Here is a 21,091-nt window from a genome sequence, read left to right as displayed (position 1 = left end):
CCCACAGGGATACTACGTAATGTGACTTTTATTCGTAACGAGGTGAGAAACACATCTATTCACCACAAAAATGAGTTTTTCGTTACGAATCCGGATACGAATTTTTGGCTGATATTGGTCATAGTAAAAGTCACAAATGGAGGAATTTACCATGAATGAGTTCAAATTAAAAGCCCCATATGAGCCAACCGGAGACCAGCCACAGGCGATCGCAGAGCTTGTGAAAGGGTTCAAGGAAGGCAATCAATGCCAGACTTTACTAGGGGTTACGGGTTCTGGAAAGACTTTTACGATGGCAAATGTGATTCAGCAATTACAGAAGCCGACGCTTGTCATCGCTCATAATAAAACACTTGCAGCTCAGTTATACGGAGAGTTCAAGGAGATGTTCCCCGATAACGCAGTGGAATATTTTGTCTCCTACTACGATTACTACCAGCCGGAGGCTTATGTCCCATCTTCAGACACCTACATTGCGAAGGATTCCTCCGTAAATGAAGAGATTGATAAGCTGAGGTTATCGGCAACGGCAGCATTGATCGAGCGCAGGGATGTGATCGTAATTGCCAGCGTTTCCTGCATCTATGGTCTTGGTGAACCGGAGAACTTTGAACAGATGATGGTATCGCTCCGACCGGGGATGGAGAAGGACAGAGATGAAGTCTTGCGTCAGTTGATAGATATTCAATATGACAGAAATGATATGGATTTCAAGCGGGGAACATTCCGGGTACGAGGCGATACTGTAGAAGTTGTACCGGCAGACCGGGGCGATACGGCTATCCGTGTGGAATTTTTCGGAGATGAGATTGACCGGATTTCGGAGATAGACATGCTTACCGGAGAGATTAAAAATACATTGAATCATATTGCAATATTTCCGGCATCCCATTACGTTGTACCGAAGGAGCGTATGGAAAAAGCAATTAAAAATATTGAGATTGAACTGGAAGAACAGGTGAAATATTTCAAAGGTGAAGATAAACTTCTGGAAGCCCAGAGAATTGCGGAACGAACGAATTTTGATATAGAAATGATGCGTGAGACCGGATTCTGTTCAGGGATCGAGAACTACTCCAGGCATCTGGCAGGACTTGCTCCAGGGCAGCCGCCGAATACATTGATGGATTATTTCCCGGATGATTTTATCATAATGATCGATGAGTCGCACAAGACGGTTCCGCAGATTGGCGGTATGTACCACGGAGATCAGTCCAGAAAGAGAACGCTGGTGGACTATGGATTTCGGCTGCCGTCTGCGCTGGATAACCGTCCACTTAGTTTCGAAGAATTTGAAAGTAAGATTGATCAGGTACTGTTCGTGTCTGCGACACCTGGACAGTATGAGGAAGAGCATGAACTTTTACGTGCACAGCAGGTAATCCGTCCGACAGGACTTCTGGATCCTGAAATCGAGGTGCGCCCGGTTGAGGGACAGATTGATGACTTGATTGGTGAGGTGAAGAAGGAGATTGCAGGAAAACATAAGATTTTGATCACTACATTGACGAAACGAATGGCAGAAGATCTGACCGATTATATGCGGGAACTTGGTATTCGTGTCCGCTATCTGCATTCGGATATTGATACGCTGGAGCGGACAGAGATCGTGCGGGATATGCGTCTCGATGTTTTTGACGTTCTGGTCGGAATCAATCTTCTGCGAGAAGGTCTGGATATTCCGGAAATCACGCTTGTGGCGATTCTGGACGCGGATAAAGAGGGATTCCTGCGTTCAGAGACATCTCTTGTGCAGACAATCGGACGTGCAGCACGTAATGCAAAAGGTCATGTTATCATGTATGCAGATAATATGACAGATTCTATGAAGAATGCGATTGAAGAGACGAAGCGTCGCCGCAAGATCCAGATGGCATATAATGAGGAACATGGTATTACGCCAACTACGATTCAGAAGAGTGTCCGTGACCTGATTAGCATTTCTAAGAAGGTTGCTGCCACAGAACTTCAGATGGATAAAGATCCGGAATCTATGAGTGAGAAGGAGCTTTTGAAGTTGATTGCCGATGTGACAAAGCAGATGAAGAAGGCAGCAGCAGAGTTGAATTTCGAAGCAGCAGCAGAGCTGCGTGATAAGTTGATCGAGCTGAAGAAGATGCTTAAAGAGTAGTAAAGGTCATTCTACCATTGTGTAAGCATAGGAAGTTTCGAATCTTTTAAACCGATTATCAATAAATGAACAGATATAGCCTACGGCAGGGCGCACATTGTCCGGTGGACAATGGTTTTGCGCCGACCGAAACGGAGTGTAGACTTGCAGAGGTGCGCAGTAGAAGTATGTCATGCAATTACATGACGCGCACCTCGCAGCAAGAATGCCGAGGCATTCTTGAAATAATAAAAGGAAATTAAAAAATATGGCAGCAAAAAATGAAAAAAGACAATTTATTAAAATACGAGGTGCAAATGAGCATAATTTGAAAAATATAGACTTGGATATTCCAAGAAATGAACTGGTAGTTCTTACCGGACTTAGCGGTTCAGGAAAGTCCTCTCTGGCGTTCGATACCATTTATGCGGAAGGACAGAGGAGATATATGGAGTCTCTGTCTTCTTATGCAAGACAGTTCCTGGGGCAGATGGAGAAACCGGATGTGGAGAGTATTGAAGGACTTTCTCCGGCAATTTCCATTGACCAGAAATCCACGAACCGCAATCCAAGATCTACAGTAGGAACAGTGACGGAGATCTATGATTATTTTCGGCTGTTATATGCGAGAATCGGAATTCCACATTGTCCGAAATGTGGCCGTGAGATTAAGAAACAGACGGTAGATCAGATGGTAGATCAGATCATGGAACTGCCGGAGCGCACGAAGATCCAGCTCCTTGCGCCAGTTGTCCGTGGAAGAAAAGGACGCCATGAAAAGCTTCTGGAGAGAGCGAAGAAAAGCGGATATGTACGTGTGCGTGTGGACGGTAATCTGTATGAATTATCCGAAGAGATCGCATTAGATAAGAACATCAAGCATAATATAGAAATCATCGTGGATCGACTTGTTGTGAAGCCGGGAATTGAGAAGCGTCTTACGGATTCGATTGAAAATGTACTGCATCTGGCAGAGGGGCTGATGATTGTTGACATTATTGACGGGGAGCCGATGAATTTCAGCCAGAGCTTTTCCTGCCCGGACTGTGGAATCAGTATCGATGAGATAGAGCCGCGAAGCTTCTCTTTCAACAATCCATTTGGCGCATGCCCGGAGTGTTTCGGACTTGGATATAAGATGGAATTTGATGAGAATCTGATGATCCCGGATAAGAGACTGAGCATCAGCGAAGGAGCGATTACCGTAATGGGATGGCAGTCTTGTACGGATAAGAAGAGTTTTACCTATGCGATTCTTGATGCACTTTGCAAAGCATATGACTTTTCTCTGGACACGCCATTTCAGGACTATCCACAGGAAATCCAAGATGTGATCATCCACGGAACGAATGGCCGTGAGGTGAAAGTTCATTATAAAGGCCAGCGCGGAGAAGGTGTCTATGATGTTGCATTTGAAGGACTAATCCGCAATGTGGAACGAAGATACCGGGAGACTTCATCTGAGACAATGAAGGCAGAATATGAAGAGTTTATGAGAATCACTCCGTGTAGAAAATGTGGCGGCCAGCGACTGAAGGCAGAAGCGCTTGCAGTGACGGTCGGTGGTAAAAATATTGCAGAAGTGACAGAGATGTCCATTGAAAACCTGCAAACATTTATGGGTAGTCTGGAGCTTACGCAGCAGCAGAAGATAATCGGAGGACAAATCTTAAAAGAGATCCAGGCAAGAATCAAGTTTTTGATGGACGTAGGTCTGGATTACCTGACGCTTGCCCGTGCTACCGGAACATTATCCGGAGGAGAAGCGCAGAGAATCCGTCTTGCGACACAGATTGGTTCCGGTCTGGTGGGAGTGGCTTATATTCTGGACGAGCCGAGTATCGGCCTGCACCAGAGGGATAATGACAAACTGCTCGGAACACTGAAGCATCTGCGTGATCTTGGAAATTCTGTCATTGTCGTGGAACATGATGAGGATACGATGCGTGCGGCAGACTATATTGTGGACATTGGACCTGGTGCCGGTGAGCATGGAGGAGAAGTGATTGCATGTGGAACCGCAGAGCAGATCATGAAGAATAAAAAATCCATCACAGGGGCTTACCTTAGCGGAAGAATGCAGATTCCGGTACCGGAGCACCGCGCGGATCCGTCAGGCTGGATTAAGATCAGCGGAGCAAGAGAGAATAACTTAAAAAATGTGGATGTAGAGATCCCGCTTGGTGTGATGACCTGTGTGACAGGTGTGTCTGGATCTGGAAAGAGTTCGCTTGTAAATGAAATCTTGTACAAACGTCTTGCAAGAGATCTGAACAGAGCAAGAGTGATTCCGGGAAAACATAATGCCATTGATGGCCTGGAGCAGCTGGATAAAGTGATTGCCATTGACCAGTCTCCGATTGGAAGAACACCGAGATCAAACCCGGCAACCTATACGGGAGTATTTGATCTCATCCGTGACCTTTTTGCATCTACAGCAGACGCAAAAGCACGTGGGTACAAGAAAGGAAGATTCAGTTTCAATGTGAAAGGCGGACGTTGTGAAGCCTGTGCCGGAGACGGAATCCTGAAAATCGAGATGCATTTTCTGCCGGATGTTTATGTACCTTGCGAGGTTTGCCACGGAAAGAGGTATAACCGGGAGACACTGGAGGTAAAATACAAAGGAAAGAGTATTTATGATGTACTCAATATGACCGTGGAAGAGGCATTGCATTTCTTTGAAAATGTACCAAGTATCCGAAGAAAGATGGAGACACTTTATGATGTGGGACTTTCCTATATCCGTCTCGGTCAGCCTTCCACACAGCTTTCCGGAGGAGAGGCGCAGCGGATCAAGCTGGCGACAGAACTGAGTCGGAGAAGTACGGGAAAGACCATCTATATACTAGATGAACCTACGACAGGATTACATTTTGCAGATGTGCATAAACTGACAGAGATTCTGCATAGATTATCAGCGGACGGCAATACAGTCGTAGTCATTGAGCATAATCTGGATGTGATCAAGACAGCAGATTATATTATTGATATGGGACCGGAAGGCGGTGACAAAGGCGGAACTGTTATTGCAAAGGGAACGCCGGAAGAAGTGGCTGAAAGTCCGGTATCATACACCGGAAAATATATCAAGCCGATGCTTGAAAAATAAGTATCTTCACAAATATTTAAGGAAAAAAGGGTTGCACTTCCTGAGAAAACGAAAGATAATGATATGGATAAAAGGGATAGCAGAAAGAAAGAGGTTATATCATGGCAGTAGATATTGGAATAGATCTGGGAACAGCCAGTATTCTTGTATATGTGAAGGGAAAGGGAGTCATACTCAAAGAACCTTCTGTCGTTGCATTTGACAGAGACAGCAATGAAGTGAAGGCAATCGGCGAGGAGGCACGTCTGATGCTGGGAAGAACGCCAGGCAATATTATCGCAGTGCGTCCTTTGCGTCAGGGAGTTATTTCCGATTATACTGTGACAGAGAAGATGATCAAGTATTTTGTTCAGAAAGCACTGGGAAGAAGAACATTTCAGAAACCACGTATCAGTATCTGTGTGCCAAGCGGTGTGACGGAAGTTGAGAGAAATGCGGTACAGCAGGCGACATTTGCGGCAGGAGCCAGAGATGTCTATCTGATCGAGGAACCTGTGGCGGCAGCAATCGGTGCAGGTATTGATATTTCCAAAGCATGTGGTAATCTGATCGTAGATATCGGGGGAGGTACGACCGATGTGGCCGTGATCTCTCTTGGAGGTACGGTAGTCAGTACCTCACTGAAAGTTGCCGGAGACGATTTTGACGAGGCAATTGTACGTTATATGAAGAAAAAACACAATCTGCTGATCGGAGACCGAACCGCAGAAGACATCAAGATTAAGATTGGAACGACGTATCCTCTGATCGAAAATGAAGCGATGGAGGTCAGTGGACGGAATCTGGTTACAGGACTGCCAAAGACAGTTACGGTGACTTCGGCAGAGACAGAACGGGCACTTCAGGGAACATCCAACCAGATTATTGAAGCAATTATCAGCGTTCTGGAGCGTACGCCGCCGGAACTTTCCGCAGATATTCTGGAACGCGGGATCATGCTGACCGGAGGTGGAGCAAAGCTTCGCGGGCTGGAAGAGATGATCGAGGAGAGAACCGGAATCAATACAATGACTGCAGAGGAGCCTACGCAGGTCGTAGCAATCGGAACCGGAGAATATGTGGAACTTATGAGCGCAAGACGGGAACTGCAAAGAATATGATATACCTGTCGGGCAGATTTGGGACAATAGATGGAAGAGATTAAGGGATATGTAGAGCACATTGTATACCGGAATGAAGACAACGGGTATACAGTATTTAATTTGAATAATGATGACGGAGACCTGACCTGTGTAGGAAAGTTTCACTACATTGAAGAGGGAGAACTGTTGGAGCTGACGGGAGAGTATATTGTACACAAAGTGTATGGAACCCAGTTTCAGGTAGAGACTTCGAAGGTATGTCAGCCGGAAGATAAGGTGTCGATTGAACGTTATCTTGGTTCCGGAGCTATCAAAGGTGTCGGACCGTCGCTGGCAGGACGGATCGTGAAGAAGTTCGGTGGTGATACATTCCGCATTATTGAAGAAGAACCGGAGCGTCTTGCCGAGGTAAAAGGAATCAGCGAGCGGAAAGCCAGAGAGATCGCCATTCAGGTAGAAGAAAAAAAGGATATGAGGGAAGCCATGATCTATCTGCAAAAATATGGCATTTCTACGACACTGGCGGCAAGGATTTATCAGCATTATGGTCAGAGCGTTTATCGCGTAATAGAAGAAAATCCATATCAGATGGCAGATCATGTGCCGGGAGTTGGCTTTAAGACGGCCGATGAGATTGCGTCGAAGGTCGGGATACACACAGATTCCGATTACCGGATTCGAAGTGGTATTTTCTATACATTGATTCAGAGTGTCAGTGAAGGACATGTCTATCTTCTTCAGGAGGTTCTGCTATATCGTGCCAGTCAGCTTCTTGATGTAGAGGTTCAGCACATTGAAAAGTATGTGATGGATCTTGCCATGGAGAAAAAAGTTGTTCTGAAAGAGTCGGATGAAGGGCTTCGTGTTTATTCCTCCCATTATTATTATATGGAACTCACGGTTGCAAAGATGTTGCATGATCTGAATGTAGATTTTGATGTGACACCGTCTGTTTTGGAGCATCGCATCCATATGATAGAAGAACAGGCAGAACTGGCACTGGATGACAGACAAAGAGAAGCTGTAATGGAAGCAGTGCGGCACGGAATTCTGATCGTGACTGGAGGACCGGGAACCGGAAAAACGACGACAATCAATGCAATGATCCATTTCTTTGAGGAAGAAGGAGCAGATATCCTTCTTGCAGCACCGACTGGACGTGCGGCGAAGCGCATGACAGAGGCAACCGGCTGTGAGGCTCAGACCATTCATCGCCTGTTGGAAGTCAGTGGCAATCCGGAAGATGATGATAAGAGAGATAATGTCGGATTTGGAAATGGATTTGGAAGAAATGCAGAGAATCCGCTGGAGTCAGATGTGATTATCATTGATGAAATGTCCATGGTAGATCTGCCGCTTATGAAGGCACTTCTTGACGCGATTATGCCGGGGACCAGACTGATCATGGTCGGAGACGGAAATCAGCTGCCAAGTGTAGGCCCTGGAAGAGTGCTTAAAGACATGATCGCATCGGATTGTTTCCCGGTTGTAAAGCTGGAAAAAATCTTCCGGCAGGCAAAAGAGAGTGATATTATCGTAAATGCACATAAAATTAACCGTGGAGAACCAGTCATATTGGACAATAAAAGTATGGACTTTTTCTTTTTAAAACGGTCTGATCCAAATGTGATCATCAGTGTTGTAATTACGTTGATCCAGAAAAAACTTCCAAAGTTCGTAGATGCCTCACCTTATGACATTCAGGTGCTGACACCGATGCGAAAAGGAAATCTGGGCGTGGAGAGGCTGAATAAAATCCTTCAGCAGTATCTGAATCCGCCATCACCCCAAAAGCAGGAAAAAGAAGTGGGAGACCGCCTGCTGCGTGAAGGTGACAAGGTGATGCAGATTAAGAACAATTACCAGCTAGAGTGGGAAGTCTGCACGAAATACGGAATGACCATTGACAAAGGACTGGGCGTATTTAACGGCGACATGGGAATCATCAAGAACATCAACGCTTACGAGGAGACGGTTACGGTTGAGTATGACGAACAGCGCCAGGTGAAGTATCCGTATGCGATTCTTGATGAGTTGGAGCTTGCTTATGCAATCACGATACATAAAGCTCAGGGAAGTGAGTATCCGGCGGTTGTCATCCCGCTTCTTCAAGGACCAAGACAGCTTTACAACCGGAATCTAATCTATACAGCAGTGACAAGAGCAAGAAAATGTGTCACACTTGTGGGCAGTGATTCAGTATTTCAGGAAATGATCCAGAATACCAGCGAGCAGCGGCGAAATACAAGTCTGGCGGAGCGAATCCTAGAACTTGCATAGTGATCATAGAAAAATATAATAAAAAAAAGAATGTAAAATATAATATAAAGTATGAAAAAAGCAGAGAAAGACAAGGAGAAATATGGTCAGAAAAGGTGTTGGATATTTTCTGGCCTTCGATCTGCCCTTTTTGTGGAAAGGTAAATCGTGGGGGAGTATGCCCTTTGTGCAGAAAAGCTGTGGAAAAATTAGAAATCCATGAACCGCGATGCCTGAAATGTGGGAAACCAATCCGCTGTGAAGAGAGGGAATTTTGCCATGACTGCTATAACACAGAACACATTTATGAAAGAGGGTTGTCGGTGTGGCTTCACAAACCTCCGGTGAACCAGGCAATTTACCAGTTAAAATATCATAATCAGAGATATGTTGCGAAGTATTTTGCACAGGAAATCTGCATAAAATATGCAGAAGAGATCCGAAGATGGAGACCGCAGGCACTTGTCCCGGTGCCTCTGCACAGAAAAAGGCGCAGGAAGCGTGGTTACAACCAGGCGGAGCTTCTGGCAGAAGAGATAGGGAAAATACTTGGGATTCCGGTCGTTGCGAATCTGGTAAAACGGGTTCATTACACTGGTTATCAGAAAAAGCTGGATCCCATCGGGAGAAAAAAGAATCTGGAACATGCATTTGCTCCGGGAGGAGATCCGGACAGACTTCCGACAGATTTTCGACGTGTCATTATTATCGATGATATTTACACAACAGGGAATACCGTGGATCAAGTTGCAAAAGTATTGAAAACTATGGGGTTCCAAAAAGTTTACTTTTTGACTATAAGTATTGGACAAGGGTACTGAGATTTGCTATACTGAAAATGATGTTTCATCGATAAAAAAGGATTTTGAGGTGCATATATGTTAGATGAGCGAAAAGTCAAGCTAATGACTCAGCTTGCTCTGTATGATCAGACGCAGGGAAAAGAGGATTTTAAAATCAGTGAATACTATCGAAAAGATTATGCCGGAGTGCACATTTTATATACGGTTCTGTGGGTGACAATAGGCTATATAGCAGCCTGGGCAATTGCGATGATCGCAGGACTTGATACTCTGATGGAGAAGATGTCAACAGCATTACTGATTACGTTGGGTCTCGCGGCAGTTGTCGGATATGTGGTAGTTCTTGTGTCTTATATTGGAATTGCAAGCCACCTGTATAATAAAAAGCATCAGGAAGCGAGACAGCGGGTAAAGAGATATAATCACATTCTGACGAGACTGTTGAAGATGTATGAAAAGGAGACAAAGTAATGGACAGTTTATATGTAATACGGGAGAGAATGCAGGATTTGTATTCCAGATACTCAATTGTGGCGGATAAAGCAATACAATTTGTTCTGGCGGTCATGACATTTTACATGATCAACAATAATGTAGGATTTATGAAGACACTGGCATCGCCGGTGGTGGCATTGGCACTTGCGATTATTGCAACTTTCTTTCCACCGATCATTACAGTGATTCTGGCAACAGCACTGATCCTTGTACATATGTATTCAGTATCCATCGCAGCACTTGTTGTAACAGCATTGATTTTCCTGATCATGTATATTTTTTATCTTCGTTTTACACCGAAGATGGCAATCGTTGTACTTTTGACACCACTGGCATTTGCACTTAAGATTCCGGTTGTTGTTCCAATCTCATGTGCGCTTTTAATGTCACCGATTTCCATGGTGGCAGTGGGATGTGGAACGGTTGTATATTATATGATGGCTTATATGAAAAAAGCAGCCTCCGGTATGCAGGGCGGTTCTGTGAAAGGTATGATGGGACAGATTGGGAAATATGCAAAACAGGTCTTCCAGAATAAAGAACTGTGGATTGTCCTTGTTGCATTTATTATCTGTACACTGGTTGTTTATACGCTTCGCAAACAGGCAATCGCACATGCATGGACTATTTCAGTTATAACGGGAGCTGTTGTGAATATTGTAGTAGTGGCAATCGGAGATGTTGCTATGGGAGTCCATGCATCTTACGGTTCATTGATTTTTGGAAGTATCGGAGCAGCGGTTATCGGAGTGATTCTGGAATTGTTCTTCTTCTCCGTAGATTATTCAAGAAGTGAGAATCTTCAGTACGAAGATGATGAATACTATTACTATGTAAAAGCAGTTCCGAAGATTGTAGTATCTACACCGGAGAAGACGGTGAAGCGGATCAATGAACGACAGGAAACGGAGATCATGGACACTGCGGAAGTTAGAAAAAAAGCAAAAAAACAGGCACAGGAAAAGGCACGTCAAAGCGAGCAGGGACAAAAAAAGAAAAAACGTCCGGCATCAAAAAGACGTAATGTTATGGACGCTGATGTGGATCAGGAGCTTTTAAGAAGAAGTTTTGAAAATGATCCTGATATGAGATAAAAAAGAATTTTAAATGGGAAGATAAATAATTATAGCAAAAGGGGGTGACCGGGTGAAACAGTATATTATGCATGTATTAGGAGCTGTCAGTCAGGAACTGTATTTTCCAGATGCGCATCTGACAGATATTATTGAAATCCTGATTTTGACATATCTGATCTATCATATTGCAATGTGGCTGATCAATACAAAAGCATGGATGCTGATGCGAGGAATTGTTGTACTTGGTATCTTTGTATTGCTTGCAGCAGTTTTTAAGATGCATACAATTTTATTTCTGGCAAGGAATTCGGTAACGGTACTGGCTACGGCGGCAGTTGTAGTATTTCAGCCGGAACTTCGAAGGGCTCTGGAAAAGCTTGGGGAGAAGCAGTTCCTGAGTTCGATCGTACCATTTGAGACGAACAAAGAAAGCAGCAGGTTCAGTGAAGATACCATGGACAGTATTATCGATGCAGCTTACAACATGGGACGCGTGAAGACAGGAGCGCTGATCGTGGTGGAACAGGCAATACATCTGACGGAGTATGAAAGTACAGGGATTAAGATGGACTGTCTCGTATCCATGCAGGTACTGATGAATATATTCGAGCACAACACACCACTTCACGATGGCGCTATCATTATCCGTGGTGACAGAATTGTATCTGCGACATGTTATCTGCCATTGTCTGATAACATGGGGCTTAGCAAGGAGCTTGGAACAAGGCACAGAGCAGCGGTAGGCATGAGTGAGGTCAGTGATGCTCTGATCATCGTTGTGTCTGAGGAGAACGGCAAGGTGTCTGTAGCACAGGGAGGTGTGCTTGATCGGGCAGTAACGAGGGAAGAACTTCGCGAGAAGCTGACTTATATACAGAACAGAAAGCCGGAGAATAAGAATTTCCTGCAACATATATGGAAAGGAAGGAATAAAGATGAAAAAAGGACTGATGAATAATTGGGGCCTTAAGATATTATCCTTCCTCCTGGCAGTGATGCTGTGGCTGATTGTGGTAAATATCGATGACCCGGTAACAACCCAGACATTTAATAATATACCGGTAGCGGTAACGAATGCAGAGGTGCTTGCGGCGACCAATCAGACTTATCAGATTGAGGATGGCACGCAGAATGTCTCTGTGACAGTACGGGCAAAGAGATCTGTACTTAATAAGATAAAAGCAGATAATATAAAAGCGACTGCAGACATGAAAGAGCTGACGCTTCAGACACAGATTCCGATCAGCGTTGAGATTACAGGAGTCAACTATGAAAGTGTAGAAGTATCTCCACGTAATCTTCAGGTAAAACTGGAAGATGAAGAGACGAAGAAATTCCCGATTGTTCCAAAGACGACAGGAACCGTCCGAGATGGCTATACACTTGGAGAGATTCAGGCAGTGCCGGAGATGGTATCTATCCGGGGACCGAAGTCTGTCATTGATTCCATCAGTAAAGTTGAGGCATCTGTCAGTGTGTCCGGATTATCTGAAGACGTTGTGACAAAATCAGAGCTTGTATTATACGATAGTGATAACAATGTGATCGACCAGTCACTTCTTGCCAATAACCTTGGTACGGAAGGTGTATCTGTCAGTGTACAGGTGCTTGAGACGAAGAGCGTTAAGGTTGAATTTGATACTTCACAGATTACAGCAGCAGACGGATATTCTGTCAGCGATATCAAGTATGAGCCGGATCATGTAAATGTGACCGGCAGAGCGGAAGAACTGAAAAAGTTGAAGAAGATCTCAGTTCCGGCATCGGCACTCAATATGTCCGGACTGACTTCTAAGACAGAGAAAGTTGTGGACATCACAGATTATCTTCCAGAAGATATTTCACTGACAGATGAAAATGCCGGATCTGTAGTTGTGACTGTAGGAATTGACAAAAATGGAACAAAATCTTATGATATTTCTATGGGAGCCATCAAGGTAAATAACTTGGCAAATGGATTATCACTAAGTTATGAATCAGCAGATGTACTGGAGATTCAGATCCGTGGGCCGGGAGATATACTGGATCAATATAAGATCAGTGATAATGTAAGCATTGATCTTAAGAACTACCAGACGGCTGGAACTTATACAGTCCCGGTAACGGTAGGCGTTCCGGATGGCTGTGTGCTTGAGAGCACGGTATCTGTAAATGTTATACTGGAAGAGAAATAAGGAGCAGAGCTATGGTAAGTCAGAAAGTACAAATCACAAATCCAACAGGACTGCATCTGCGTCCGGCTGGAATTTTCAGCAATATCGCAAACAAATTTGAGTGCCGGATCACATTTGAGTATGAGAATTCTATTGCCAACGCCAAGAGTGTACTAAGTATCCTTGGTGCCGGAATCAAATCCGGAGATGAGATTCTGCTGATCTGTGAAGGGGAAGAAGAAGAAAAAGCATTAAAAGCAATGATAGAAGCTGTAGAAAGCGGGTTAGGGGAGTAATAAATTGATTCGAAATATTTTATGCTATGCAGAGGAGTCTGCCCGGAGATTTCCGGGTAAGACTGCCTTTGCAGATGAAGAGACAGCGTGCACATACGACGAACTGATCAAAAGTGCCAGAGCAGTAGGAACAAGACTGGGAAGGGAAGTAACTCCTGGAAAACCGATTCCTGTACTTATGGATAAAGGCGTAAAAGCTATTTATGCATTTATGGGAATCGTGTCCGCAGGCTGCTTTTATATTCTGTTGGATCCGAAACTTCCGACAGAACGTCTGAGATCAGTGTTGGATACATTACAGGCAGAAGTCCTGTTGACGGATCCAGCATATGATAAACCAAGAGAGCGTCTGGAATTTGACGGCAAAGTCATTATGATGGAAGAGGCACTTCAGACACAGGAAGATGCGGAGTATCTTGATAATGTAAGAAAACAGAGCCGGGATGTGGATCCGCTCTACGCAATCTTCACTTCCGGTTCCACTGGTGTGCCAAAAGGTGTAGTTGTAAGCCACAGATCAGTCATTGACTTTATAGAAGAATTTACGAGATTATTCAACATTACAGAACATGATGTTATTGGAAATCAGGCACCATTCGATTTTGATGTGTCGGTAAAAGATATCTACTCTACTTTAAAATGTGGAGCAACTATGCAGATCATTCCAAAGAAGTTTTTCTCATTTCCGACAAAACTTCTGGATTATCTGGTCGAGCGGGAAGTAACGACTCTGATCTGGGCGGTCTCTGCACTGTGTATCATATCAACATTAAAAGGATTTGATTATAAAGTGCCACAGAAGATCCGTAAAGTCATATTCAGTGGAGAAGTCATGCCGGTGAAGCATCTGAACATCTGGAAGAAATATCTGCCGGAAGCTATGTATGTGAATGTTTACGGTCCGACTGAAATTACATGTAACTGTACGTATCATATTATTGACCGTGAATATGAACCAGGAGAAAATCTTCCGATTGGAAAACCATTTCCAAATGAAAAGGTATTTCTCTTAGATGAAGAAGACCGGGAAGTGACAAAACCTGGAGAAAAAGGAGAAATCTGCGTATCCGGTACTGCTTTGTCACTTGGATATTACAATAACCCGGAACAGACGGCAAAAGCATTTGTGCAAAATCCATTGAACCAATCTTATCTGGAGCCAATCTACCGGACAGGAGATCTGGCATATTACGGTGAAGATGGGAATCTGTACTTCGCATCACGAAAAGATTTCCAGATTAAGCATATGGGACATCGTATTGAACTTGGAGAGATTGAGACTGCACTGGAGACAGTGGAAGGACTAGGTCGGAGCCTTTGCATGTATGACGAGGCAAAGGGGAAAATTCTTGCATTCTATGAAGGAGACCTGGAAAAGAAACAAATCGTCCGGGCAATCGGGACAAGACTTCCGGGATTCATGATTCCGAATGTATTTGTGAAAGTAGAAGAATTTCCACTTACGAAAAATGGAAAAATCGACCGTAAGAAACTGGAGGAAGCTTATGAATCAGGAAATCTTACAAGCTTATCTTAGACAGGAAGAGACTCCTGCGTATATCTTTGATCTGGATATGTTAAAATCCAGAGTTCAGATGATGAAAACGATACTGGGCGAACGGACAGAAATCTGTTTTGCAATGAAAGCCAACCCATTTCTGATAGGACCGTTAAAGGATACGGCAGACAAATTCGAGGTATGTTCCCCGGGAGAATTTCACATTTGTGAGACAGTCGGAATTCCAATGGAGAGAATTGTACTGTCCGGTGTGAATAAGGAAAAATGCGACATTACCCATGCGATGCATACTTACGGAAATGCAGGCGTGTATACAATCGAATCCAGGAAGCATCTGGAACTCTTGGAAATGTGTGCAAAAGAAGAAAACATTACGATTCATGCACTGATCCGTGTGACAAGTGGAAACCAGTTCGGCATAGATGAAGAAGAAGCTTTTAATATTGTTTCTAAAAAGAACGACTACCCACATGTGCGGATTGAAGGGATTCAGTGCTATTCCGGTACTCAGAAAAAGAAGTTCTCTAAGATTGAAAAAGAGCTGCATTGGCTGGATGACATACTTACACGTCTGAAAGAAACATGCGATTATGATGCTGAAGTTCTGGAATATGGACCGGGATTTTATATCCCTTATTTTGAAAATGAAGATGAGGTAGATGATGAGTCATTGCTGCAGCAATTTGCAGATACACTTGCAACATTAAAATTCCAAGGGAAAATCACTTTGGAAATGGGACGCTATATTGCAGCATACTGTGGTTATTACGTGACTCGTATCGTAGATCAGAAAGTCAACCACGGACAGAACTACTGTATCGTAGATGGAGGACTGAACCATCTGAATTACTACGGACAGGCAATGGCTATGAAGATGCCGCATCATAAACACATTCCGGATGCTCCATTGGAGACATCGGACGAACAATCAGAAGAACAATCAGAAGAACAATCAGAAGTTCTTTGGAACATCTGTGGCTCTCTGTGTACGGTCAATGATGTACTGGTGAAACAGATGCCGCTGAAACATGCAAAGATTGGCGACGCTCTTGTATTTGAACGGGTGGGTGCTTATTCTGTAACAGAAGGAATCTATCTCTTCCTGAGCCGGCGCATGCCAAGGATTCTGTTCTGGTCTGAAAAAGACGGATTTATAGAGGCCAGAAAAGCAACAGAAAGCTACCCAATCAACACGGAATGTACAGATAGAATGAAAAATTAGAAAAGGAGATAACAACTATGGAAAAATTAATTGAGATTTTAGAGGACATTCAGCCGGATGCTGACTATGAGACATGTACAACATTGATTGATGATGGAATCCTGGATTCTTTTGCAATCCTGTCTATCGTAGGAGAATTGGAAGACGAGTTCGATGTATCAGTAACACCTGCTGACATTATTCCGGAAAACTTTAACTCAGCACAGGCACTTTGGGCTATGGTACAGAGACTGCAGGCTGAATAAGAGGACAAACGGGGACACGAGAATGACAAAAAGTACCATGTTGACACGAGAAAATGCCTGACATGGTACTTTTTTATGTTTTGCGATAACATTTTTTTATCGCAGATAGTCCGGCCAGTCTTTGGCCGGATGATACATCAGAAAAGTGGAAAGGCTGGCTAAAAAGTCTCCGACAGATGGTCTTGCGGTCATGCGATATCCAACAACAATCTGGAATAAAAATTGGTTCTTCTCCCAGATGACTGCAATCATTGTACGTATATTCCGTTCAACGCAAGGAAGCGCAATTTCGCAGGATTCGGCAACTTTTGGGTAAAGTCTGGTGGTAAGAGATGTCAACAGCTGTTGGTCCGCCAGAACATATTGAAGAGCTGTTACGGCTGGCGTAAAGCCGGCATAGACCGGAGAAGCACCAAGAGTCCGAAGCAGCTGTTCAATATCCTGTGCTGAGACATCAGAACCAGATAAAGGAACCAAAAAACCCCTCCTTTTCAACAAATCTAATCTTATTATAACAAAAACGAATAGGTATGCAACATTTAAACTAGAAAAAGAATAGTTCCGTATTATGAGACAAAATGTTATAATTGAAATAGGGCTACCGCAATCCCACTGGCTTTAGACGGTGGGGTAAGGTAGCCGGAAGCGGAGGTTTGTGCTATACTTGCGTTATGGGAACGTGGAAATCAAAAAACAGACACAAATATTTGTTACAGTATCATATTATTTTCGTATGCAAGTATAGAAAGAATTGCTGATGTCAAAACAAATATCAGATGATATAAAGCAGTTTTCTTGTGAGATATGTCAAAAGCATAAAGTCATTATCAGATATATGGAGACAGATAAAGATCATATTCATTACATGATAGAAACAGAACCAACAATGTCTATCAGTAAAATAGTAAATCTGATGAAGAGTTATACAACATATCATATTTGGAAAAGATATCCGGATTATCTACGAAAACATTTCTGGAAAGAACATACTTTTTGGACGGATAATTTGTCTGCAGTGTAGGAAATGTTTCAGAAGAGATGTTGAGAAAATATATAGAAAATCAAGGGTAGGAAGGTGGCGACAGTGGGTGTTAAAAGCATATAAATACAGGATATATCCTAATAGCGAACAAAGAATTCAGATTGCAAAAACATTTGGCTGTTGCCGTTTTGTTTACAATCAGACATTGGCATATCGGAAAGAAATATACGAGAAAGAGAAAAAGTCAGTTAGTAAAACGGATTGTAATAATTACTGTAACAGAGAATTAAAGAAAGACTATGAATGGTTAAAAGAAATAGATAAATTTGCTCTGACCAACGCAATCTATAACATGGACGCTGCATATCAAAAATTCTTTAAGGAGCATGCAGGATATCCGAAATTCAAGAGCAAACACGATAACCATAAATCATACACAACAAACTTCACAAATGGAAATATTGCGGTAGATTTTGAGACAGGGAAGATAAAATTGCCAAAATTAAAAGCGGTAAAAGCAAGGTTACACAGGGAATATAGTGGGCAGATTAAGTCAGCGACCATTTCGCAGGTTTCCAGTGGAAAATACTATGTGTCCATACTTGTAAAAACGGAGCATAAGGAACTGGCACATACAAATCATAACATAGGAATCGATTTAGGAATTAAAGATTTATGTATTACTTCCGATGGGAAGGTATATGAGAATCTAAAAATTATAAAAAAATACGAGAAACAGCTTGTAAAGTTGCAAAGGCAACTGTCACATAAAGGAAAGAGAAGTAAGAACTATTATAAAACAAAGAAAAAGATAGCATTATGCCATGAGAAAATAAGGAATATAAGAAAAGATTATCTACATAAAGTTTCACATGAGATTATCAGCGAAAACCAAGTGATAGTTTCGGAAGATTTGCAGATAAAAAACATGGTAAAAAATCATCATCTGGCAAAAGCCATAAGTGATGTATCATGGTATGAGCTGACAAGACAGTTAGAGTATAAGGCAAAATGGAATGGCAGGAAATACATCAAAATAGATACATTTTATGCTAGTAGTCAATTATGTTCTGTTTGTGGGTATCAGAATCCAGATACAAAAGATTTGTCAGTGAGGACATGGATATGTCCGAAATGCAAAGCAGAACATGACAGGGATATCAATGCTGCGAAAAATATACTGACAGAAGGATTAAGACAAATAGCATAAAGAAATATATAGGGCAGGGACTGCCCCAATTAACGCCTGTGGAGATAGTAGGTTACGAGGTCGATGAAGCAGGAAGCCCATTGGCTTAAGACAATGGGTAGTTCACGCAGTGCCAGAGGATTTGGTTCATAAATTGACGAAAGAGAAAACAGGTGACAGCATGCAAGTAGGATTGAACATTAAGATTAAAAGAATCGGAAGAGGGTATACACAGGAAGAGATTGCAGACGCCATCGGTGTCGCCCGTTCTACATACACAAGATACGAGTCAGACAAGAGACTGCCGGACATATACAAATTATGTGCACTGGCAGATTATTTTGACGTATCATTGGACGACCTGGTGGGAAGAGACTGGAAACCGAAAAAAGATCACAAAGGACGGAACATTGCGATCAAACCACAGCCGAAATGTATATCAGCTGGGAGATGACTCCCACCTCTATAGGACGCTACTGAAAAACTGTTTTTACATACAATATATAGTAGCGTAAAACACATAAATATACTTTATCTTGTATCGTTTTGCGTAAAATAAGGACTTTTTCAGTGGCGTCCTATAGGTGGTGAGAAACAAGCTGGTATCAGTGGTGGGAGTCAATCCCCCAGCTGATATAGCCTCCGGCAGGGCGCACATTGTCCGGTGGACAATGGTTTTGTGCCGACCGAAACGGAGTGTAGACTTGCAGAGGTGCGCTGTAGAAGTATGTCATGCAATTGCATGACGCGCACCTCGCAGCAAGAATGCCGAGGCATTCTTGAAAAGGTAAGTGGCGGAAGCAGAATAAAGGCAGAGGGACATGATATCCAGCGATTGTAAAAAGACATTCACTGGATATGTTTTATTGCGGGAAAATACAGTGTGTGGTATAATCATGGAAGTTTAACAGGTGTTTGTGGAGTAGAAAGAATTTTATCATAGAAGCACAGTGAAACAAGTACCTGAAATGATAAGAAGTATTTGGAATTAAAGATATAAACAGCGAGGAATTTTTATTAAGACAAGGAAAAGTGCCAACAGGTGAAATAGCAGTCGGAGAGTATGATTATCATACCGCGGCGTTACCTGTTATTGCTTATAATATTGCAAATGATGACAGTATTGCAGCTGTAACAGCAGTGGTTTGGCACAACGAAGATCAGAGTGATTTGCAATGGGTGGAGTTACCACAGAACGAAGATGGGACATATTCGACAAATGTGAACATTGCCAATTTTAATTTTGTATTGGGAGAGTATCATATACATGTATATGCTGTAAACACAGATGGACAGCAGTATGTCCTCGGAGAAGGAATGGGAAGTGTGCAATAAAAGATGAAAAATATAAAACATTATTTAGACTTGACTTTTTGGAAATTTATTTTAGTTGGAATTATAAACACACTTGTGGGGACAACAGTAATGTTCGTAGCATATAATCTGTGCCATCTGAATTACTGGGTATCGTCAGCATCCAATTATGTTGTGGGCAGTATTGTGAGTTACTTTTTAAATAAATATTTTACCTTTCAGGATAAGAAAAAATCCTGGAGACAGGTGGGAATATTTGTAGTTAATATTACGATTTGCTATTTGCTGGCATATGGTCTGGCAAAACCAATGGTATCATGGATTTTGAGTAGCGAGAACAAAGTTGTGCAAGATAACTTATCTATGTTGGTAGGAATGGGAGCATTTGTAGTGTTCAATTATTTGGGGCAGAGACTATTTGTATTTAAAACAAGTAGATAAATAACTCGCAGTTATCAGAAAATTGTGATACACTGTATTTAAATAATTGTGCAGAAACTGTGCTGAAAGGAGAAAATATGAAGAGGATGAGGGTATTTAAGAAGATGGCTGTTTTGATAGTTTTGTCTGTTGTGCTTAGTGCACCATCAAATGTAATTTATGCATTTGCGGAAGAATACATTGATGAATCTGAAAGTGTGGATTATGAACAGTCGAATCTGATTGAAAATGAAGAGTCAGTAGAAAATAATCAATCGGATGTGAAGATATCAGAAGAAGTATCATCAGAAGAAGTATCATCAGAAGAAGTATCATCAGAAAAAGAATCAGAAGAAAAAATAGAGGTTGAGGGACAAAATCAGAGTAGTGGAGTCCCAAACTTAAAGGAACAAAACCAGAGTGATGAAGTTCAAAGCTTAGAAGAAAAAAATGTTGAAATTCCTTCAAATTCAACTCCTGGTTGGCTTTTGAAAGAAGGGGACTGGTATTATTACGACTTGAATGGAACAAGAGCATCAGGTTGGCGTTATATCGGAAATGTGTGGTATTATTTTAACGGAGATAATATTAGCAAGCCGGGAGTTATGAGTAAAAGTACACATCAATTAATTAATGGAAATATGTTTGTGTTTGATGCAAGTGGAGCGATGCAGACAGGCTGGATATTGGAACCGGAAGGTTGGTACTATGCGGATGGAAGTGGAGCACTTGCAAATGGCTGGAGATATGTGAATGGAGCATGGTATTATTTAGACGGAAGTAATACCGAACATCCATATTTAATGTTGAATAA

At 42.5% G+C, this 21,091-nt stretch carries 18 protein-coding genes and 2 pseudogenes; 19 read left to right on the top strand and 1 reads right to left on the bottom strand.

The genetic code is table 11. From position 1 onward, the window contains the following. Positions 1-151 precede the first annotated feature (151 nt). From uvrB to G593_RS0116275, 13 genes are all read left to right on the top strand, one after another. The gene (gene uvrB, locus G593_RS0116335; protein WP_029732385.1) at positions 152-2,131 is read left to right on the top strand and encodes an excinuclease ABC subunit UvrB; all 1,980 of its coding nucleotides are present in this window, start codon (positions 152-154) and stop codon (positions 2,129-2,131) included. A gap of 247 nt (positions 2,132-2,378) precedes the next feature. Beyond that, a complete protein-coding gene (uvrA, locus tag G593_RS0116330) occupies positions 2,379-5,222 on the top strand; it encodes an excinuclease ABC subunit UvrA (protein ID WP_029732384.1) in 2,844 nt (947 codons plus the stop codon). Between the two features lie 101 nt (positions 5,223-5,323). Further along, entirely contained in the window at positions 5,324-6,322 is a 999-nt protein-coding gene (locus tag G593_RS0116325; protein WP_005337949.1) for a rod shape-determining protein, read from the top strand. A gap of 30 nt (positions 6,323-6,352) precedes the next feature. Beyond that, positions 6,353-8,584, top strand: coding sequence for an SF1B family DNA helicase RecD2 (recD2, locus tag G593_RS0116320; RefSeq protein ID WP_029732383.1), 2,232 nt, complete (start codon positions 6,353-6,355; stop codon positions 8,582-8,584). 95 nt (positions 8,585-8,679) lie between these two features. Then, positions 8,680-9,384 (top strand): ComF family protein, encoded by a 705-nt coding sequence (locus G593_RS0116315; protein ID WP_330371135.1) that lies wholly within the window; start codon positions 8,680-8,682, stop codon positions 9,382-9,384. Positions 9,385-9,441: 57 nt separating this feature from the next. Next, complete coding sequence (locus G593_RS0116310) at positions 9,442-9,837, top strand: hypothetical protein (protein WP_029732381.1); 396 nt, start codon at positions 9,442-9,444, stop codon at positions 9,835-9,837. Continuing rightward, entirely contained in the window at positions 9,837-10,955 is a 1,119-nt protein-coding gene (locus G593_RS0116305; RefSeq protein WP_029732379.1) for a hypothetical protein, read from the top strand. The genes G593_RS0116310 and G593_RS0116305 overlap by 1 nt, the downstream gene beginning before the upstream one ends. A 67-nt stretch (positions 10,956-11,022) precedes the next feature. Continuing rightward, positions 11,023-11,895 carry a diadenylate cyclase CdaA gene (gene cdaA / locus G593_RS0116300; RefSeq protein ID WP_005330488.1) on the top strand — a complete coding sequence of 291 codons (873 nt, stop codon included), beginning with the start codon at positions 11,023-11,025 and terminating at the stop codon, positions 11,893-11,895. Next, on the top strand, positions 11,873-13,111 hold the full coding sequence (locus G593_RS0116295) for a CdaR family protein (protein WP_029732378.1): 1,239 nt from the start codon (positions 11,873-11,875) through the stop codon (positions 13,109-13,111). The genes cdaA and G593_RS0116295 overlap by 23 nt, the downstream gene beginning before the upstream one ends. An 11-nt stretch (positions 13,112-13,122) precedes the next feature. Then, positions 13,123-13,386, top strand: coding sequence for an HPr family phosphocarrier protein (locus G593_RS0116290; RefSeq protein ID WP_005337938.1), 264 nt, complete (start codon positions 13,123-13,125; stop codon positions 13,384-13,386). A gap of 4 nt (positions 13,387-13,390) precedes the next feature. Continuing rightward, positions 13,391-14,923 (top strand): amino acid adenylation domain-containing protein, encoded by a 1,533-nt coding sequence (locus G593_RS0116285; RefSeq protein ID WP_022278426.1) that lies wholly within the window; start codon positions 13,391-13,393, stop codon positions 14,921-14,923. Then, positions 14,892-16,127, top strand: a complete 1,236-nt coding sequence (locus G593_RS0116280; protein WP_029732377.1) for an alanine racemase — start codon at positions 14,892-14,894, stop codon at positions 16,125-16,127. Before G593_RS0116285 ends, G593_RS0116280 begins: the two co-directional genes overlap by 32 nt. 17 nt (positions 16,128-16,144) lie before the next feature. Next, positions 16,145-16,372 carry an acyl carrier protein gene (locus G593_RS0116275; protein ID WP_005330499.1) on the top strand — a complete coding sequence of 76 codons (228 nt, stop codon included), beginning with the start codon at positions 16,145-16,147 and terminating at the stop codon, positions 16,370-16,372. Between the two features lie 96 nt (positions 16,373-16,468). Here the strand turns inward: G593_RS0116275 and G593_RS0116270 are convergent, their stop codons facing one another. Further along, a complete protein-coding gene (locus G593_RS0116270; RefSeq protein ID WP_005330501.1) occupies positions 16,469-16,849 on the bottom strand; it encodes a sporulation initiation factor Spo0A C-terminal domain-containing protein in 381 nt (126 codons plus the stop codon). Positions 16,850-17,043: 194 nt separating this feature from the next. Between G593_RS0116270 and tnpA the strand changes: the two are divergent. From tnpA to G593_RS18840, 6 genes and pseudogenes are all read left to right on the top strand, one after another. Then, positions 17,044-17,443 (top strand): annotated as a pseudogene (tnpA, locus tag G593_RS21610) (IS200/IS605 family transposase). A 17-nt stretch (positions 17,444-17,460) separates the two neighbouring features. Next, positions 17,461-18,564 (top strand): IS200/IS605 family element RNA-guided endonuclease TnpB, encoded by a 1,104-nt coding sequence (gene tnpB / locus G593_RS0116260; protein WP_029732376.1) that lies wholly within the window; start codon positions 17,461-17,463, stop codon positions 18,562-18,564. A gap of 109 nt (positions 18,565-18,673) precedes the next feature. Continuing rightward, positions 18,674-18,997 (top strand): helix-turn-helix domain-containing protein, encoded by a 324-nt coding sequence (locus G593_RS19140; protein ID WP_049946509.1) that lies wholly within the window; start codon positions 18,674-18,676, stop codon positions 18,995-18,997. Between the two features lie 578 nt (positions 18,998-19,575). After that, positions 19,576-19,878 carry a GBS Bsp-like repeat-containing protein gene (locus G593_RS0116250; protein WP_005337923.1) on the top strand — a complete coding sequence of 101 codons (303 nt, stop codon included), beginning with the start codon at positions 19,576-19,578 and terminating at the stop codon, positions 19,876-19,878. Between the two features lie 3 nt (positions 19,879-19,881). Then, positions 19,882-20,298 carry a GtrA family protein gene (locus tag G593_RS0116245; RefSeq protein WP_005337922.1) on the top strand — a complete coding sequence of 139 codons (417 nt, stop codon included), beginning with the start codon at positions 19,882-19,884 and terminating at the stop codon, positions 20,296-20,298. 77 nt (positions 20,299-20,375) lie between these two features. Beyond that, a pseudogene (locus G593_RS18840) lies at positions 20,376-21,091 on the top strand (L,D-transpeptidase family protein); the annotation flags it as partial.

Origin of the sequence: Dorea sp. AGR2135 (assembly GCF_000420885.1) — a bacterium.
GTDB classification, from domain to species: Bacteria; Bacillota; Clostridia; order Lachnospirales; family Lachnospiraceae; genus Dorea; species Dorea formicigenerans.
This window is presented reverse-complemented; position numbering and strand designations above follow the sequence as displayed.

Excerpts from the sequence above, each read along its gene's own strand:
- G593_RS0116290 (WP_005337938.1), top strand. The coding sequence starts at position 13,123 with ATGGTAAGTCAGAAAGTACAAATCACAAATCCAACAGGACTGCATCTG.
- G593_RS0116295 (WP_029732378.1), top strand. The coding sequence starts at position 11,873 with ATGAAAAAAGGACTGATGAATAATTGGGGCCTTAAGATATTATCCTTC.
- cdaA (WP_005330488.1), top strand. The coding sequence starts at position 11,023 with ATGCATGTATTAGGAGCTGTCAGTCAGGAACTGTATTTTCCAGATGCG.
- G593_RS0116325 (WP_005337949.1), top strand. The coding sequence starts at position 5,324 with ATGGCAGTAGATATTGGAATAGATCTGGGAACAGCCAGTATTCTTGTA.
- G593_RS0116245 (WP_005337922.1), top strand. The coding sequence starts at position 19,882 with ATGAAAAATATAAAACATTATTTAGACTTGACTTTTTGGAAATTTATT.
- G593_RS0116305 (WP_029732379.1), top strand. The coding sequence starts at position 9,837 with ATGGACAGTTTATATGTAATACGGGAGAGAATGCAGGATTTGTATTCC.
- uvrA (WP_029732384.1), top strand. The coding sequence starts at position 2,379 with ATGGCAGCAAAAAATGAAAAAAGACAATTTATTAAAATACGAGGTGCA.
- G593_RS0116310 (WP_029732381.1), top strand. The coding sequence starts at position 9,442 with ATGTTAGATGAGCGAAAAGTCAAGCTAATGACTCAGCTTGCTCTGTAT.
- uvrB (WP_029732385.1), top strand. The coding sequence starts at position 152 with ATGAATGAGTTCAAATTAAAAGCCCCATATGAGCCAACCGGAGACCAG.
- G593_RS0116275 (WP_005330499.1), top strand. The coding sequence starts at position 16,145 with ATGGAAAAATTAATTGAGATTTTAGAGGACATTCAGCCGGATGCTGAC.
- recD2 (WP_029732383.1), top strand. The coding sequence starts at position 6,353 with ATGGAAGAGATTAAGGGATATGTAGAGCACATTGTATACCGGAATGAA.
- G593_RS0116280 (WP_029732377.1), top strand. The coding sequence starts at position 14,892 with ATGAATCAGGAAATCTTACAAGCTTATCTTAGACAGGAAGAGACTCCT.